Source organism: Sporosarcina gallistercoris, assembly GCF_014836415.1.
Lineage (GTDB): Bacteria > Bacillota > Bacilli > Bacillales_A > Planococcaceae > Sporosarcina > Sporosarcina gallistercoris.
Map to the genome: position 1 here is coordinate 255,827 of NZ_JACSQY010000003.1, position 17,201 is coordinate 273,027.

16 protein-coding genes are annotated in these 17,201 nt (G+C 45.6%); 13 read left to right on the forward strand and 3 right to left on the reverse strand.

What is annotated here, in order from left to right:
• Nucleotides 1-12: 12 nt before the first annotated feature.
• On the forward strand, nt 13-2,424 hold the full coding sequence (gene pheT, locus H9659_RS06570; RefSeq protein ID WP_191689128.1) for a phenylalanine--tRNA ligase subunit beta: 2,412 nt from the start codon (nt 13-15) through the stop codon (nt 2,422-2,424).
• Here pheT and H9659_RS06575 read toward each other — a convergent pair.
• Entirely contained in the window at nt 2,367-2,810 is a 444-nt protein-coding gene (locus H9659_RS06575; protein ID WP_191689129.1) for a hypothetical protein, read from the reverse strand. The genes pheT and H9659_RS06575 overlap by 58 nt on opposite strands.
• A 195-nt stretch (nt 2,811-3,005) precedes the next feature.
• Between H9659_RS06575 and H9659_RS06580 the strand changes: the two genes are divergently transcribed.
• Nucleotides 3,006-3,959, forward strand: coding sequence for a nuclease-related domain-containing protein (locus H9659_RS06580; RefSeq protein ID WP_191689130.1), 954 nt, complete (start codon nt 3,006-3,008; stop codon nt 3,957-3,959).
• A gap of 172 nt (nt 3,960-4,131) precedes the next feature.
• Here H9659_RS06580 and H9659_RS06585 read toward each other — a convergent pair whose 3' ends face one another.
• Together H9659_RS06585 and rnhC are read right to left on the reverse strand one after the other, a co-directional pair.
• Complete coding sequence (locus tag H9659_RS06585; RefSeq protein ID WP_191689131.1) at nt 4,132-4,575, reverse strand: hypothetical protein; 444 nt, start codon at nt 4,573-4,575, stop codon at nt 4,132-4,134.
• A 17-nt stretch (nt 4,576-4,592) separates the two neighbouring features.
• Nucleotides 4,593-5,537 carry a ribonuclease HIII gene (rnhC, locus tag H9659_RS06590; protein WP_191689132.1) on the reverse strand — a complete coding sequence of 315 codons (945 nt, stop codon included), beginning with the start codon at nt 5,535-5,537 and terminating at the stop codon, nt 4,593-4,595.
• Nucleotides 5,538-5,696: 159 nt separating this feature from the next.
• Between rnhC and zapA the strand changes: the two genes are divergently transcribed.
• The 11 genes from zapA (at nt 5,697) to trxA (ending at nt 17,163) form a co-directional block, all read left to right on the forward strand.
• Nucleotides 5,697-5,957: a cell division protein ZapA gene (gene zapA / locus H9659_RS06595; RefSeq protein ID WP_191689133.1), complete on the forward strand. Its 261-nt coding sequence runs from the start codon at nt 5,697-5,699 to the stop codon at nt 5,955-5,957.
• Nucleotides 5,958-5,966: 9 nt separating this feature from the next.
• Entirely contained in the window at nt 5,967-6,506 is a 540-nt protein-coding gene (locus H9659_RS06600; RefSeq protein ID WP_191689134.1) for a CvpA family protein, read from the forward strand.
• A 77-nt stretch (nt 6,507-6,583) separates the two neighbouring features.
• Nucleotides 6,584-8,290, forward strand: coding sequence for a DNA polymerase/3'-5' exonuclease PolX (polX, locus tag H9659_RS06605; protein ID WP_191689135.1), 1,707 nt, complete (start codon nt 6,584-6,586; stop codon nt 8,288-8,290).
• A gap of 16 nt (nt 8,291-8,306) precedes the next feature.
• A complete protein-coding gene (locus tag H9659_RS06610; protein ID WP_191689136.1) occupies nt 8,307-10,664 on the forward strand; it encodes an endonuclease MutS2 in 2,358 nt (785 codons plus the stop codon).
• Nucleotides 10,665-10,742: 78 nt separating this feature from the next.
• Nucleotides 10,743-11,156, forward strand: coding sequence for a DUF350 domain-containing protein (locus tag H9659_RS06615; RefSeq protein WP_191689137.1), 414 nt, complete (start codon nt 10,743-10,745; stop codon nt 11,154-11,156).
• Nucleotides 11,157-11,389: 233 nt separating this feature from the next.
• A complete protein-coding gene (locus H9659_RS06620; protein ID WP_191689138.1) occupies nt 11,390-13,087 on the forward strand; it encodes a long-chain-fatty-acid--CoA ligase in 1,698 nt (565 codons plus the stop codon).
• A 92-nt stretch (nt 13,088-13,179) separates the two neighbouring features.
• Nucleotides 13,180-13,761, forward strand: a complete 582-nt coding sequence (locus H9659_RS06625; protein WP_191689213.1) for a TetR/AcrR family transcriptional regulator — start codon at nt 13,180-13,182, stop codon at nt 13,759-13,761.
• Between the two features lie 323 nt (nt 13,762-14,084).
• Nucleotides 14,085-14,858 (forward strand): enoyl-CoA hydratase, encoded by a 774-nt coding sequence (locus H9659_RS06630; protein ID WP_191689139.1) that lies wholly within the window; start codon nt 14,085-14,087, stop codon nt 14,856-14,858.
• A 21-nt stretch (nt 14,859-14,879) separates the two neighbouring features.
• Entirely contained in the window at nt 14,880-15,653 is a 774-nt protein-coding gene (locus tag H9659_RS06635) for an electron transfer flavoprotein subunit beta/FixA family protein (RefSeq protein WP_191689140.1), read from the forward strand.
• A gap of 36 nt (nt 15,654-15,689) precedes the next feature.
• Nucleotides 15,690-16,673 carry an electron transfer flavoprotein subunit alpha/FixB family protein gene (locus H9659_RS06640; RefSeq protein ID WP_191689141.1) on the forward strand — a complete coding sequence of 328 codons (984 nt, stop codon included), beginning with the start codon at nt 15,690-15,692 and terminating at the stop codon, nt 16,671-16,673.
• A gap of 175 nt (nt 16,674-16,848) precedes the next feature.
• Entirely contained in the window at nt 16,849-17,163 is a 315-nt protein-coding gene (gene trxA, locus H9659_RS06645) for a thioredoxin (protein WP_191689142.1), read from the forward strand.
• Nucleotides 17,164-17,201 lie beyond the last annotated feature (38 nt).

A 17,201-nucleotide genomic window follows, 5' to 3' on the forward strand; every position in this document is an offset into this window, starting at 1 on the left:
GGAGGAGACCCCATGTACGTATCAACGAAATGGCTAGAAAACTATGTAGATACAAAAGGCATCGCACCTGCGGATCTTGCTGAAAAGATTACACGTGCGGGAATTGAAGTCGATACGATTATCGACCGTTCTGAAGGACTGACAAACATCGTTGTCGGACATGTTGAATCATGTGAAAAACATCCGGAAGCAGACAAATTGAATATTTGCCAAGTGAACATCGGCGAAGAAACCGTTCAAATCATTTGTGGTGCTCCGAACGTAGCGGCTGGTCAAAATATCATTGCTGCTCTCCCTGGCGCGAAATTGCCAGGAGGCATAAAGATAAAAAAAGCGAAACTCCGTGGCGAAGTATCTAACGGCATGATCTGTTCTCTTCAAGAACTCGGGATTGAAGGGAAAACTGTCGCTAAAGCTTATGCGGAAGGTATATATGTACTTCCAGCTGACGCTATACCAGGTACAGATGCACGTTCATTAGTCGGTTTGGATGATATCATTTTAGAACTCGATTTGACGCCAAATCGCGCGGACGCACTCAGTATGCTAGGAGTTGCATATGAAGTCGGTGCGATTTTATCAGAAGATGTCAAGCTTCCAAAGATCGAATACACAGCTTCGAACGAAAAAGCAGAAGATGTATTGTCATTGAAAGTCGAAGCTAAGGAAGACAACCCGATGTACATTGCTAAAGTTGTGAAGAACGTCAAAGTTGCAGAGTCTCCTCTCTGGCTTCAAAACTATTTGATGGCTGCTGGCGTTCGTCCTCATAACAACGTCGTCGACATTACAAATTTCGTATTGCTTGAGTATGGCCAGCCGTTGCACGCTTTCGATTATGATCGACTTGCAACGAAAGAAATCGTCGTTCGTCACGCTGTTGAAGGGGAAAAGATGACAACATTGGATGACGTCGAACGTACATTGCATGCAGATCAGCTTGTGATTACGAATGGTAAAGAACCAGTAGCACTTGCAGGTGTCATGGGTGGAGCGAATTCAGAAGTTCACGATGGCACAACGACTGTAGTCATTGAGTCGGCTTATTTTGCCCCTGCTTCCGTGCGTAAAACTTCAAAAGACGTCGGTTTGCGCAGCGACGCAAGTACTCGTTTTGAAAAAGGAGTAGACCCGAATCGCGTAGCTGAAGCTGCAGAACGTGCTGCTCAGCTGATGGCAGATTTGGCTGGCGGTGAAGTCTTGGCCGGCTCTGTTCAATTCGATGAGTTGAACAAAGAATCCGTCCGAATTTTGTTATCACCGGATTATGTGAACAAGCGTCTAGGAATGAAGATTCCGATGGACGAAATGGTTTCGATATTAGGTCGTCTTCAAATACCTGTAGAAGCGGCGAATGGTCAATTGATCGTTGACGCTCCTACACGCAGACAGGATTTGCGCATTAAAGAGGATTTGATCGAAGAAATAGCACGTCTTCATGGGTACGATGAAATCCCGATGACGTTGCCGATTGGCGAGAGTGTTCCAGGCGGGCTGAATAGCTTCCAGGAAAAACGTCGTCTCGTACGCCGCTATCTCGAGAGTGCTGGTCTTTATCAGGCAATCACATATTCACTAACTTCACGTGCGGAATCCCAAAGCTTTGCACTTGAGACAGCGCCGGTTACAGAACTGCTCATGCCAATGAGTGAAGATCGAAGCGTATTGCGCCAGAGCTTGCTTCCTCATTTGCTGGATGCAACGACGTATAACGTAGCGCGTCGCATAGACACGGTTGCGTTGTATGAGACGGGTTCGGTATTCCTTGGAACGCAAGAAGATGGGCTTCCAAAAGAAGTCGGTCACGTTGCAGCAGTGATCACCGGCAAATGGGTGGACCACGCATGGCAGCAGGAAACAAAGAAAGTCGACTTCTTTGTGATGAAAGGAATCGTTGAAGGGCTTATGGATACACTCGGCCTTACCGAGAAAGTGACCTATGCGAAAGCGGCACATGACGGCTTGCATCCTGGCAGAACGGCAGATGTTTTGTTGGATGGTAAGGTAGTCGGTATGCTCGGTCAATTGCATCCGACTGAACAGAAAAAACGTGATTTGAAAGAGACATATGTGATGGAGATGAACTTAGCGCGATTGCTGACGGAATCTGCTGAAGCACTTGTGTATGAGCAAGTACCGCGCTATCCATCAATGTCCCGTGATATCGCGCTCGTCGTATCGAGAGATGTGGCAGCTGGAAGTTTGGTGGGAATCATTGAAGAAGCAGGCGGCAAGTTGCTGAAAGATGTGTCGGTATTCGACTTGTACGAAGGTGACAAAGTCGAAGAAGGCACCAAGTCTCTTGCATTCTCATTAACGTATTTCGATGCGGAACGAACGTTGACGGATGAGGAAGTGGTCACGCGTCACGACAAAGTACTTTCAGCATTAAAAGAGAAATCAGGCGCTGTATTACGCGGGTGATTGAAGATGAAAACCAGAGGGAGAACCGGCAGATGCCAGTTCTCCCTCTGGTTTTTCGTGCGTGGAGAAGTGAGTTGCGCGATGGAAGTGGAACCCGCTCGTTTCGAGTGTGAACCCGCCCGTTTCGTAAGGGAACCCGCTCGTTTAGCGAGGAAACCCGCCCGTTTCGTAAGGGAACCCGCTCGTTTAGCGAGGAAACCCGCTCGTTTCGTAAGGGAACCCGCTCGTTTAGCGAGGAAACCCGCTCGTTTCGTAAGGGAACCCGCTCGTTTAGCCGCGGCACGCGTCCGTTTCGCGAGAGAACCCACTCGATTAGCTGAGGAACCCGCCCGTTCCCGCGGCAGGCGAACATTATCAACGAGTATCCATGATCGCGACCAATCCATCTTTCCTGAATCCCAACAGCAAAACTAGTCTGGGTGCTTAACTAACCCGAAGGATATTGAGGTATATCACATGCATCCACCGCTCACTAAAAATCAAAAGTGAATTGTATCAAAAACGTGATAATGCTATTTTCGACCAAAGTCTTCCTTTGCAATGGAAGAAAGGCTAGACTAAAGAAAAAAGGGGTGCCGCCATTGATCTATAAACATCGAACCAAGCCACGACTATTAAGAGGGCTGATAGCTTTAGAGAAACGTCTTTCGCCAACGCATGAAAAATACGATTACATCCAAAATGAAGTCTATAAGACACGTGCCGGGTACGGAGGCGAGCAAGAGTACGATCGCTACATGAAAGAAGTCCGCACTGACTATCCACACGCCATACTCCACGATCTTTCCCTACAACACGAAGGCGTCCATTTTCAAATCGATTCACTTTTCATCACACCAGACTCTATCATCATATCGGAAATAAAAAATATTGCTGACAAAATTCATATCAAAGCCAACCCCACGCAATTTATGAAACAGCTATCTGACGGAACGAGGTTGTTGTTTCGAAGTCCCATTGCAGAAGTGGAACGCAAAATCCAGTTTCTTGAAAAATGGCTAGCTAGCCGCAATGTGGATGTAAAAGTGAAAGGGCTAATTGTATTTGCATATAATAATGAAATATTTATCGAAGAAAAGCCTTCGATGGAAGTGATTACAGCCTATGAGTCACCTACTTATTTCCGTTCTTTGGTCCCTCAGAAAGAGGTTTTAAAGGGTCTGGACATCGAAAGAATTGCGAAGGCGCTAGCACGCGGGCATAAGGAGTACAACCCATTTCCCATAACTGCCCGATATAAGATAGCCGAACGGGATGTACGGGCGGGAGTCTTTTGTACAGCATGTGAAATTCCCGTAATTATGAGATGGTCGGAGTTAAGATGGCATTGCCCAGCATGTGGTGTACGAGAAATCGGAAGTCACCAAAATGCGGTAATAGATTGGTTCATGCTGATGCCCGGGCCGCTGACCAATCGAAAGTTTTGTGAGTTCACAGGGATCACCAATCGACACACTGCAAAAAGGATGCTGGCTCGATCAGAAATTCAAAAGCTAGGGAAAGGCCGAGGAAGTCGTTACACATTATTAATATAGATTATTTATGTAGGATAAAAAACAAGTGATGATTTGTGCGCTTCGCCGTGCGAAGCGTTTTTGTCTTTCTGCTGAATCACTTTGATTGATAAAAGCCTTCATATTTTCTGCACCAAAACCTCAATAATTACTTCCATCAATTCTTCTCTATGTTCGAGAACTATTCCTTTTCCTAATTCAAAACCAAGACCAAGACTAATTGGTGTGCTCCGCTCCGCTTCGCATTTAGGGAGGAAAAGGGGGGAGTGAGGATGCTCCCAAGCAACCCGCCCGTTCTGCACCAAAACCCGCTCGTTTCCGCGAGCAACCCGCTCGTTCCGCACCAGAACCCGCTCATTTCCGTGAGCAACCCGCCCGTTTCCGTGAGCAACCCGCTCGTTTCCGCGAGCAACCCGCCCGTTCCGCGCCAGAACCCGCTCGTTTCCACGAGCAACCCGCCCGTTCTGCACCAGAACCCGCTCGTTTCCACGAGCAACCCGCCCGTTCCGCGCCAGAACCCGCCCGTTCCGCGCCAGAACCCGCCCGTTCCGCGCCAGAACCCGCTCGTTTCCGCGAGCAACCCGCCCGTTCTGCACCAGAACCCGCTCGTTTTCGCAAGCAACCCAATCCATTCCATTCCATTCCTAAAATCCCTCATCCGCGCGTCTTCGCAGCTAATACCGTAGCCTTCTTGGCATTTGCAAAATGCCACTTCGTCATCGAACGCAAAAACGGTTCGCCTTTTGCGAGTAAAATGGCTGCAGCGGTTTCGTCCACCTTCTTACTAGCACCCTTTGGGAGAGTCCGTCCCGCCAATTCACTCAATCGGTCCATTTCATCCAAAAATGCTACACGCGCGATAATCGATGCTGCTGCAACGGCAACATGTAATCCTTCCGCTTTCGTTGAAAATAACACGTTTTCCCGGACAATCTCTCGTTCATTCTTCAAATGGTTGTAGTACACTCCACGCTCAGCAAATTGGTCTATTAAAATATAATCTGGACGTTCCTCTTCCAATTTACGTAATACATGGCGGATCGCCTGATTGTGAAGCAATGCTTTAATTTTCCCTTGAGACCAGCCTTTTGCTTGCACGGTATTGTACTTCTCATTTTGTAATGTAAGGACACTATACGTCAGCACCGATTTCAAATCAGGGGCAATCGATCTCATATAGGGGTCCGTCAGCAACTTCGAGTCTTTCACACCAAGTTCAGCAACAAGAGGAATCTGATCTGCCCGTACATAACAGGCGCAAACTGTCACGGGGCCAAAGAAATCGCCGGTCCCGGTTTCATCCGATCCAATCACGGAAAGCGTTTCAAGTCGATCGGGCAGAACAGTCCCTTTCGTCAGAGGTTTTTTAATCGAAGCACTCGAACCGGCATCCATTCCTGATTCCCATTTGGCGGCCTCCTGTTCAGCACCGCCACCTTGAAAAAGGACTTTTCCTGAACGATACGCAGTAATTGATGCATTCGCCGTTTTTGCAGCAAACACAACCCCGGGTGCATCCCGCTTCACGACATCACTCGCATAATAGGCTTTTAACGCAGTCAATTTTTCATCCGATAAGATTATTACAGAATTCGCCAATCAAATCATCCTTTCAAACCGTACATTCTAAAACGTTTTGTATAGTATACCGTGTCACAAAGAAAGCACAAAAATAGATAGCTGGCAATGCCTATGTTCACAAATAAACCTTATTCATGGTATGATTAACTTCATAGTTTTCAGCGGGAGGTTATGGCGGTGGAAGAAGAACAAAAAACACGGATCACCATCGATATATACGGTCAGACGTATACCATCATCGGGACCGACTCGTCTGCTCACGTCCGACAAGTGGCCACACTCGTGGACGACCGGATGCGTGAACTCAGTGCGCGTAATCCCTATTTGGATACGACGAAGGTTGCTGTGCTGACAGCTGTCAATAGTGTACACGACTATTTGAAGTTGCAAACTGAAAAAGAATTACTTGAAGAAGAATTGAAAAAGTTGAAGGGCTGACGGCTGATCATGTTAGATATACTTATATTGTTTCTATTGGTTGGGGGACTGATTACAGGCTTTAGAAGAGGACTGCTTGTACAAGTCTTACATATGACAGGCTTTATCGTTTCGTTTATCGTTGCATACGCGTATTACAAACAACTTGCGGATAAATTCGTACTTTGGATCCCATATCCGGGAGTCACCGCAGAGTCTAAGTTGAGCTGGTCATTCGGACAATTGGACTTGGATCAGACGTTTTATCGGTTATTAGCATTTATCCTGATTTTCTTTGTTGTAAAATTCCTACTGCAACTTGTAGTATCGATGTTCGACTTCTTGAAACACTTGCCTGTACTTGGTTTCATCTCGCGTTTCTTTGGTGCGGCACTAGGATTTGTTGAGTTCTACATTATCGTTTTACTACTCATCAGTTTCCTTGCTTTGCTGCCAATCGACTTTGTTCAAAAATTATTAGATTCCTCATTACTGTCAAAAACGATGTTCGAGCATACGCCGGTCATTTCAGACAAAGTGAAGGAATGGTGGTACGTTTACACACAATAAGTCTGAGCAGCTTCCCCCCCGAGCGGCGGGAAGCTTTTGTTCAGTCAGGGAACGAATAGAACGAGGAGGTTTTGTTGATGAACAAAAAAGTGATGATACAAACGTTGGAAAAAATTGCACTCTATATGGAATTACTAGGGGAGAATCATTTCAAAGTTGGCGCTTTCCGTAAAGCAGCGAACGTCCTTGAAGTCGATCCGAGAAGTCTAACTGAAATGGATGATATTTTGACCTTGAAGGGAATCGGGAAGGGAACAGGTGCAGTCATTCAAGATCTAATGGACAAAGGAGAGTCCGACCTGCTGAATGAGCTTCAAGAAACGGTTCCGGCAGGGATGATACCGCTCCTCGAAATTCCTGGTCTTGGAGGCAAGCGAATCGCAAAACTTCATGAAGCGCTCGGCATCGATTCAATCGAAGCGTTAAAAGAAGCGTGTGAAAAAAATGAGGTGAGTGCACTTCCTGGTTTCGGTAAGAAAACGGAAGAGAAGCTGCTTCATGAAATTGGACAACTGGCTGAACGGAAAACATCGTTCCCACTCTGGCAGATGGTGAAATTCGTTGCAGAAGTGGAGCCCATTCTGGATGAAATTGAAGAAATCAGCAAATATTCAGTTGCGGGTAGTTTTCGAAGAACAAAAGAGCAAAGCAGTGACATGGATTTCATCATCGTGACAGATACACCATCGGTTGTCCGTGAGAAAATGTTGAAATTACTTCCGGCTATAGAAACGATCGCAGCCGGGGATGCAAAGCTCTCCGTTACATTGGAGTTGGAAGAGATCATCGACGCCGATTTCCGATTTGTAACGGATGCACAATTTGCGAGTGCACTGCATCATTTTACAGGCTCTAAGGAACACAACGTAAAAATGCGTCAGCTCGCTAAATCACGTGGTGAAAAAATCAGTGAATATGGTGTCGAGCAAGAAGATGGAACGATGTTGACATTCGAATCGGAAGAAGACTTTTTTGCTCACTTCAATCTGCCGTTCATCCAACCGAACTTACGTCAAGATGGCAGGGAGTTGGATCGCATTGACGAATTGGATGGTTTGGTCGCGCTGAGTGACATCAGGGGTGACTTTCATATGCATACAACCGCGTCTGACGGTGGCTATTCGATTCGTGAAATGGCTGATGCATGCAGAACGCGTGGGTATAGCCATATGGTGATTACAGACCACTCTCATTATTTGAAAGTGGCGAACGGTCTTACGCCCGAGCGGCTCCTCGACCAATTGAAAGAAATCCGGGAAATCAACGAAGAATATCCGGACATCGAAATTTTCAGTGGGACAGAGATGGATATCTTACCGGACGGGACACTCGATTTTGATGATGAAGTACTCGATCAGCTCGATTTTGTGATCGCTTCCATCCATTCAAGTTTCAACCAACCTCAAGAACAGATCATGGAACGATTACATTCAGCTATGAAAAATCCCCATGTCGATTTAATTGCTCATCCGACGGGTCGTCTTATTGGAAAGCGGGATGGCTACAACCCGGATGTGCCCCAACTTATCGAGTGGGCAGCGAAATATGGTAAAATTCTTGAATTGAACGCAAGTCCGCATCGCCTCGATCTCGACAAAGAATACTTGGAGATGGCGCAGCAGGCAGGCGTTAAGATTTCGATTAATACAGATGCCCATGCGACGGAGCAATTGGAGCTCATGTCAATCGGCGTGGAATATGCACAAAAAGCATGGTTGAAAAAAGAAAACGTCGTCAATACCTGGTCGCTGGACCGGTTCAAACAGGAAATTGTCGATAAGTGAAAGGAAGAGATCCGCGGTGGATTCACGCGTATTAAGAACGTTAGAGTTTGACAAAGTCCTTACACAAGCAGCACAGCAGTGTACGTTCCCTGCTGGACGCGCTGAAATGGAGAAATTGAGACCGAATACCGACTTCGAAACGGTGAAACGTCTTTTAGAAGAAACAGACGAAGGACTTGCAATTTTACGTGTACGAGGCAATGTTCCAATGGGGGGCATCACAGACATCCGACCTCATGCGAGGCGCGCGCAAATCGGGGGTGTCCTAAGTGCCCAAGAATTGATGGAAACCGCATCGACGATTCGCGCCAGCCGTATTTTCCGTCAATTCATCGAAGCTGTCGTTGCAGACGAGGAAGTGGAGATCCCCAATTTCTTGACCATCAAAGATGCAATGCCGATCGTCACTGGGCTTGAACATGATATCAATAGTGCAGTCGATGAGAATGGACGAGTACTGGATAGTGCCTCCAGCGCATTACGTTCGGTCCGTCAGGGTTTACGCATTCAAGAAAGTCGAGTCCGGGAGAAATTGGAAAGCATCATTCGTGGGAAAAACGCGGCTAAAATGTTGTCCGACAGCATCGTGACGATTCGGAATGACCGATTTGTCATCCCTGTAAAATCCGAGTACCGCAGTCATTATGGCGGTGTTATTCACGATTCGTCTTCGTCAGGACAAACGGTATACATCGAACCTGATGCGGTCGTGCAAGCAAACAACGAAATCCGGACATTGAAATCCCGTGAGAAAGAAGAAATCGAAAAGATTCTTCGCGAGCTTTCAGCAATTGTACAAGAACACGCACATGAATTGTTCATCTTAGTCGACCAACTAGTGAAAGTCGACGTCATCTTAGCAAAAGCGAAATACGGTATGGTAAATAAATGTACTAAACCGACAGTGAACCAAGATGGCTATATGCGGCTGTCAAAAGCGCGTCATCCCCTCTTACCCATCGACGAAGCTGTGGCCAATACGATTGAATTCGGAAAAGAGATTACGACGATTGTCATTACAGGACCGAATACCGGGGGGAAAACCGTAACGTTGAAAACTGTAGGACTGTGCACCCTGATGGCTCAAGCTGGCTTGCCGATTCCAGTGTTGGATGGTTCCGAAATTGCAGTCTTCGGTTCCGTATTCGCTGATATTGGTGATGAGCAATCCATCGAACAGAGTCTCAGTACGTTTTCATCCCACATGGTCAACATCGTGGATATTCTGAAAAACTTCGATCACGACTCACTCATTATTTTCGATGAGCTCGGTTCAGGGACCGATCCGCAAGAAGGGGCAGCGCTTGCCATCTCTATTTTGGATGAAGTTCACGGAACAGGTGCGCGCGTCATGGCGACCACACACTATCCGGAACTGAAAGCTTATAGTTATAACCGAAGCGGGGTCGCAAATGCGAGCGTAGAGTTCAATGTCGACACATTAAGTCCGACGTACCGCTTGTTAATTGGCGTTCCGGGTCGAAGTAATGCATTTGAAATTTCGAAACGTCTTGGTCTTGGAGACCATTTGATCGAGCGTGCCAAAACGTTCACTGGAACCGATCGAGGGGAAGTCGACTCCATGATAGCTTCCTTGGAATCCAGCCGTGTCCAATCTGAAAAAGATGCGGAGCGCACGCATGATTTACTCCTGGAAACGGAAGCTTTGAAAAAAGAGCTTGCTGAAAAACTGGCTGAAAACGAAGAGATGCAAACCCGACTAACTGAAAAAGCGAAAGAAAAAGCTAAGAAGATTGTTGAAGAGGCAAGGCTCGAATCTGAAGCGATCATTTCAGATTTACGTGCGCTTCGCATGACGGCCGGTGCATCCGTGAAAGAACACGAACTTATTGAAGCACGAAAGCGACTTGAAAATGCTTCTCCCAAAGAAGCGAAAAAGAAAGCGCTGAAAGCAAAAGCAGCGCCACGTCCGTTGCAAGTGGGTGATGAAGTCAAAGTGTTGAGCTATGGTCAAAAAGGAACACTCATTGACAAAGTCTCCGATACTGAATGGGTTGTTCAAATCGGTATTTTGAAAATGAAATTGGAAGAATCGGGTCTTGAATTTGTGAAGCCCGAAAAAGAAAAGAAACTCGTTGCCTCAACTGCTATTCGTGGCCGGGATCAGCACGTGAAACTTGAACTGGATCTCCGCGGAGAACGTTACGAGGATGCAATCCGCAGAACGGAGAAGTACTTGGACGATGCTCTCTTGTCAAACTATCATCAAGTTTCCATCATTCACGGAAAAGGGACAGGTGCACTTCGTCAAGGAATCCAGACGTATCTTAAAAAGCATTCCCGTGTAAAAAACTTCCGTTTCGGAGATGCAGGTGAAGGTGGACTTGGCGTCACAGTCGTTGAGTTGAAATAATTTTTTTCGTGAAAAGTGAAACCTATTCGAGGCTCACCCGTACATGTTAGGATATCACCGTAAAGGGGCCTGCGAACTATGTCAAACACTGAATTTTGGAGTCATCCGTTAGTAGAAACAGCCGGTTATTTCAGCACCGTAGTTCTCTGTCTCATCGTTTCAATGGTCGTTTTTGAAATTGTGACAAAATACCGGTGTTGGCATGAAATAAAAAAAGGGAATTTATCTGTCGCTTTTGCAACGGGTGGTAAAATATTCGGTGTAGCGAATATTTTTAGATATTCAATCGAACAGCACAACACGCTTCCACAAATGATCGGTTGGGGATTGTTCGGGTTTACTTTGCTCATTTTTGCTTATGTGCTGTTTGAATTTTTGACGCCGATGTTCAATGTAGACGAAGAAATTGAAAAAGATAATCGTTCTGTAGGATTTATCTCCATGATCATTTCAGTCGGTCTGTCCTTTGTTATTGGTGCAAGCATTTCATAAGAGTACATTCGGTAGGAGACGATTATGCAAATGGAAAAGCTGTCAAAAATACTACTCGCCTTGTGCGTGCTATTTATCGCCATCGGTATTTGGTGGATGGTCAAACAAACCCCGTAACTATTATAGTTATGGGGTTTGTTTCCTTTCTTTACATTGTAAACGCATTCATTATTCGCTATACTTAGTAAAGAATGAATATTCTATGAATATACTAGTGAAAAGGAGGCTGTTCCATGACAAACAAACCATGGCTTTCTCAGTACCCGCCTGAAATTCCTGCGGTTATTGACTATGTTCCCATTCCGCTTCAAGACTTTTTAACACGTTCTGCAGCAAAGTTCCCTAAAAAGAATGCAATCCACTTTTTGGGGAAGGATACGACGTTTGAAGAGTTTTACAAATCAGCACTTAAGTTTGCCAACTACTTGCGGAAACTTGGAATCGAAAAAGGGGACCGAGTAGCGATCATGCTGCCGAATTGTCCACAGAACGCCATTGCCTATTATGGAATTTTATATGCAGGCGGTATAGTGGTTCAAACGAATCCACTTTACAAAGAGCGGGAAATCTCGTATCTCATGTCAGACTCAGGCGCAAAAGCAATTATTACGCTGGATCTACTATTTCCTAGAGTATCCTCGATTTTAAAAGAGACTCAGCTCGAAAATATTATCGTGACGAGCATTAAAGACTACTTACCTTTCCCGAAAAACGTCTTATATCCTTTTGTCCAAAAGAAGGAGAATGGAATTGTAGTGAAAGTAGAACACCGTGGTATCCATCATCTCTATACGGAAATTATGAAGTCTGCCCGGCCGGAACCGATTCCACTTGAATTCGACTTTGAAAAAGATATTGCATTACTCCAATACACAGGCGGAACAACGGGTCCTCCGAAAGGTGTTATGCTCACGCATAAGAATCTGATTGCAAATGCGGAAATGTGTAAAGCATGGTTGTATAAATCCAAAGAGGGCGATGAAGTCGCAATGGGAATCCTGCCGTTCTTCCACGTCTATGGTATGACGACGGTTCTGATCTTCTCGGTCATGTGCGGAAACAAGATGGTCCTGATTCCTAAATTCGATTTTAAAACGGCGTTAAAAGAAATCGATAAACAAAAGCCGACGTTGTTCCCTGGAGCTCCTACAATCTATATCGGATTACTCAACCATCCGGACATTGAGAAGTATGATCTGTCATCCATTAAAGCCTGCTTGAGCGGTTCAGCTGCACTCCCAGTAGATGTTCAAGAGAAATTTGAAAAAGTGACAGGCGGTAAACTTGTCGAAGGGTATGGGTTAACGGAAACGTCTCCAGTCGCGATGGCGAACTTCGTGTGGGAAGGGCAGCGCAAGCGCGGATCGATTGGTGTTCCATGGCCGAACACAGATGCAGCTATTCTTCCACCCGACTCAGCAGAACCTATGAAGCCGGGAGAAATTGGTGAGATTGCGATTAAGGGCCCTCAAGTGATGACGGGGTATTGGAATAGGCCTGAAGAAACACAGGAAACCTTCCGCGAAGGCTGGTTTTTAACAGGCGATCTCGGATATATGGACGAAGAAGGGTTCTTCTATGTCGTCGATCGTAAGAAAGATATGATCATCGCGAGTGGTTTTAATATTTCTCCACGGGAAATCGAAGAGGTGCTGTACGAAAACGAAGCGATCCAAGAATGTGTCGTCGCCGGCGTTCCAGACCAATATCGCGGAGAAACTGTGAAAGCGTATATTGTCTTAAAAGAAGGATATTCATTAACCGAAGAAGAATTAGATACGTATTGCAGAAAGAATATCGCTTCATTCAAAATACCTCGTATTTATGAGTTTAGAGATGAGCTCCCTAAGACGGCTGTCGGAAAGATTTTACGAAGAGCATTAGTGGATGAAGAGAGAAAGAAAGTGGAGCAACAACAACTTACATCCTAACTAAAATGCTTGACTAATAACTGAAAAGATATTAATATGAAAATATGAATGAACCATCATTCATATTTTCTTTTTTATGGTGGTGAGAGAAGCTGAAGCGTGAAAAACCGAAATATAAAAAAATAGTGGACGCTGCTGTGTCAATTATCGCACAGAATGGCTACCACCAAGCACAAGTGTCAAAGATTGCAAAAGAAGCAGGGGTTGCAGATGGTACGATTTACTTGTACTTCAAAAACAAAGAAGATATCCTCATCTCGGTATTCCAAGAGAAGATGGCGGTTTTTGCTGATTACGTAAAAGAAATTCTTGAAATGGATTTACCTGCTTCCGATAAGCTTTTTAAAATGATTGAAAACCATTTTAAAGTGCTGCACGACGATCGCAACCTAGCTATCGTCACACAATTGGAACTGCGGCAATCCAGCAAAGAACTCCGTTTCCGTATCAACGAAGTGTTAAAGGAATACTTGACATTGTTGGATGCTTTGCTGCGCGAAGGAATCGAAAGCGGTGAATTCTCACCTGATCTCGACATCAGGCTTGCCAGACAAATGGTATTCGGTACAATCGACGAAACCACCACATCCTGGGTCATGAACGACCAGAAATACGACCTGCTTGAACTAGCGCCAAGAGTACACAAACTACTACTCTCTGGTATGAAAGGGTAACTTGTTGTCATCTTTTATTCTAAATGTTATCACTATCGAAGAAAAGACTCGTTGATTGAAGCGGAAGGCGTCGACTCCGAACGGATGTAGATGGAAACAACCTAAGTTCGCGGCATCGTGCCGCAACGGTTGCATGACCTACATCCTGCAGGCTCGCGTACGCCTGAAGCGCAAATCAACACTGTGGAGTCCTAATTTTTTAAACCGAATTGTCGCAACAAAGTGGAAAATCTTTATTTTTAAGAAACTAGTATGCTATCATTGAAGGCGCTTCCATTTTACAAATCATCATAGCAAACCGTACTGAAAAAGGATGGGATGACATGGATTTTTTGAAAGTATCTATTGACCAGGGGGTCGCCGTCGCAACAATCAACCGCCCCCCTGCGAACGCGCTCTCAAGAGCGCTCATTCTAGAAGTTGGCGACTTACTGGAAGAACTGAAGGACCTCGATGAAGTACGAGTCATCGTCCTTCACGGAGAAGGGAAGTTCTTCTCGGCTGGAGCTGACATTAAAGAATTCACAACCGTCACTTCAGGAGAGGAGTTCTCGAAACTATCAGCAGACGGTCAACGTATTTTCGAACAGGTGGAAACCTACCACAAACCGGTGATTGCAGCCATCCATGGCGCAGCATTAGGTGGAGGTCTGGAGCTTGCAATGGCTTGTCACATGCGTTTTGTAACGGAAAACGCGAAACTCGGTCTACCAGAGTTACAGCTTGGCCTGATTCCTGGCTTCGCTGGAACGCAAAGACTTCCGGGTTACGTAGGGAAAGCAAAAGCAGCGGAAATGCTGCTAACCAGTGAACCGATAACAGGTCTCGAAGCTGTGAAATGGGGACTCGCGAATCGAATCTTTGCTGAAGATGTGTTGCTCTCGGAAACTCTGGCGATCGCGCACAAAATTGCAAAGAAAAGCCCTGTAGCTATGAAAGCTGCGTTGGCGATGCTTCAATTCACTAAGGACGATTCCTATCATAAGGGCGTCGAGGCAGAAGCAAATTCGTTTGGTGAAGTATTTGTTTCGGACGACGCCAAAGAAGGTATTCAAGCATTTATTGAAAAACGTGAACCTAAATTTAATGGACGATAATACGTCAAGGAGGTCTGCAGTATGAACATTTATGCTTTAGTAAAACGTACATTTGACACAGAGGAAAAGATTGTTGTAAAAAATGGTGCCATTCAAGAAGATGGTGCGGAATTCATCATCAACCCATACGACGAGTATGCTGTTGAAGAAGCGATTCAAGTCCGTGACGAACATGGCGGTGAAGTCACTGTCCTTTCAATCGGAGGAGAAGATGCAGAAAAGCAACTCCGTACAGCACTTGCAATGGGCGCTGACAAAGCGGTATTGATCAACACGGAAGATGATCTGGATGAGATGGACGAATTCTCAGCAGCTAAAATCATCTCTGAATACTTGAAAGATAAAGATGCAGACTTGATCATCGCTGGAAACGTGGCGATAGATGGTGGTTCTGGCCAAGTCGGACCGCGTGTCGCAGAACTTCTCGGCATTAACTACGTTACGACAATTACCGACTTGAAGATTGACGGAACGTCTGCAACACTTGTCCGCGACGTAGAAGGGGATTCCGAAACGATCGAAACGGCATTACCGCTTCTCGTAACAGCTCAACAAGGACTGAACGAGCCACGTTACCCATCACTTCCAGGAATCATGAAGGCAAAAAAGAAGCCTCTTGAAGAATTGGAATTGGATGATCTGGACCTTGAAGAAGACGACGTCGAAGCAAAGACGAAGACAGTCGATATCTTCATGCCGCCTGAAAAGGCAGCGGGACGTATTCTTGAAGGGGATATCTCCGATCAGGTAAGTGAATTGGTGAATCTATTGAACAAAGAAGCGAAAGTCATTTAATAACTGCAATCTAAACCGTTCTAGGAGGGACTCTATATGTCTAAAAATGTATTAGTACTTGGCGAAGCTCGTGAAGGCGAACTGCGTAACGTCTCATTTGAAACGATTGCCGCAGCAAAAACCATTTCTGGAGGCGGAACTGTGACAGCAGTTCTCCTCGGAGACTCTGTTGGAAACCTGGCTCAAGAGATGGTTCAATACGGTGCAGATCGCGTCGTTACCGTGGAACATCCACACTTGAAGCAATACACTTCAGATGGGTACAGCCAAGCATTCATGGCGGTCTATGAGCAAGAGAAGCCGGATGCAATTGTATTAGGTCATACTGCAATGGGGAAAGACCTTTCTCCGAAACTTGCTAGCAAACTGAGCTCAGGGCTTATTTCAGATGTAACCAAGATTGAAGGAGAAGGCGATGTAGCTGAATTCATCCGCCCGATCTATTCAGGGAAGGCATTTGAAAAAGTACAAAGTAAGGGTGGACTTCTATTCATCACCATCCGTCCGAATAACATCGAACCGCTCGCTAAAGAAGAAGGACGTTCAGGCGACGTTACATCGTTGACAGTGGATATTACAAATCTCCGTTCTGTTATCGCAAACGTTGTGCGTAAATCTACTGAAGGCGTAGACTTGTCTGAAGCGAAAGTGATCATCGCAGGCGGTCGCGGTGTGAAGAGTGAAGACGGGTTCAAACCGCTTGAAGAGCTTGCGCAATTACTTGGCGGTGCTGTAGGTGCTTCACGCGGTGCGTGTGATGCAGACTACTGCGATTACTCCTTGCAAATCGGTCAAACAGGTAAAGTTGTAACACCTGATTTGTACATTGCAGTCGGAATCTCGGGTGCCATCCAGCACATGGCTGGAATGTCTAACTCAAAAGTGATCGTTGCCATCAACAAAGATCCTGAAGCGAACATCTTCAAAGTGGCGGACTACGGCATCGTAGGCGATCTATTTGAAGTCGTTCCAATGATGATTGAAGAAGTTAAGAAACTAAAAGGTTCACCTGCTGTTTAATCAGTAGTCGACTATCAGGATGCCTTAAGAGAGCGGAAGTGGTTCCTTCACTTCCGCTCTTTAGTATTTGCAAGTGACGTGTCGTTTGGAAAGCACCAGGCAGATATTTCGCCTGTTCATCAGCTGCATGATATAATGACTTCATAGTTGTTACCTATAAAGGAGGACTTACCCAATGGCTATTTTAAATGCAACAGATGCAGATTTCACAGAGAAAACTAATGATGGTGTAGTACTTGTTGATTTTTGGGCACCATGGTGCGGACCTTGTAAGATGATTGCTCCAGTTCTTGAAGAATTGGATGGCGAAATCGAAGGAAAAGCAAAAATCGTTAAAGTAAACGTGGACGATAACCAAGAGACAGCAAGCAAGTTCGGCATCATGTCAATCCCGACATTGCTCGTTATGAAAAACGGCGAGACAGTTGATAAAGTGGTTGGCTTCCGTCCGAAAGAAGAGCTCGCTAAATTGGTCGAGCAACACGCATAAGTTTACTATTTCAAACCGGGTCCCTTTTCTAGAGGAAC

Bases quoted from the DNA above. Each gene is read 5' to 3' on its own strand.
- H9659_RS06585 (WP_191689131.1), bottom strand. From the start codon at position 4,575: ATGGAATGGATTGGGTTGCTTGCGAAAACGAGCGGGTTCTGGTGCAGA.
- H9659_RS06635 (WP_191689140.1), top strand. From the start codon at position 14,880: ATGAACATTTATGCTTTAGTAAAACGTACATTTGACACAGAGGAAAAG.
- polX (WP_191689135.1), top strand. From the start codon at position 6,584: ATGAACAAAAAAGTGATGATACAAACGTTGGAAAAAATTGCACTCTAT.
- trxA (WP_191689142.1), top strand. From the start codon at position 16,849: ATGGCTATTTTAAATGCAACAGATGCAGATTTCACAGAGAAAACTAAT.
- H9659_RS06640 (WP_191689141.1), top strand. From the start codon at position 15,690: ATGTCTAAAAATGTATTAGTACTTGGCGAAGCTCGTGAAGGCGAACTG.
- pheT (WP_191689128.1), top strand. From the start codon at position 13: ATGTACGTATCAACGAAATGGCTAGAAAACTATGTAGATACAAAAGGC.
- H9659_RS06620 (WP_191689138.1), top strand. From the start codon at position 11,390: ATGACAAACAAACCATGGCTTTCTCAGTACCCGCCTGAAATTCCTGCG.
- H9659_RS06615 (WP_191689137.1), top strand. From the start codon at position 10,743: ATGTCAAACACTGAATTTTGGAGTCATCCGTTAGTAGAAACAGCCGGT.
- H9659_RS06575 (WP_191689129.1), bottom strand. From the start codon at position 2,810: ATGGATTGGTCGCGATCATGGATACTCGTTGATAATGTTCGCCTGCCG.
- H9659_RS06600 (WP_191689134.1), top strand. From the start codon at position 5,967: ATGTTAGATATACTTATATTGTTTCTATTGGTTGGGGGACTGATTACA.
- H9659_RS06630 (WP_191689139.1), top strand. From the start codon at position 14,085: ATGGATTTTTTGAAAGTATCTATTGACCAGGGGGTCGCCGTCGCAACA.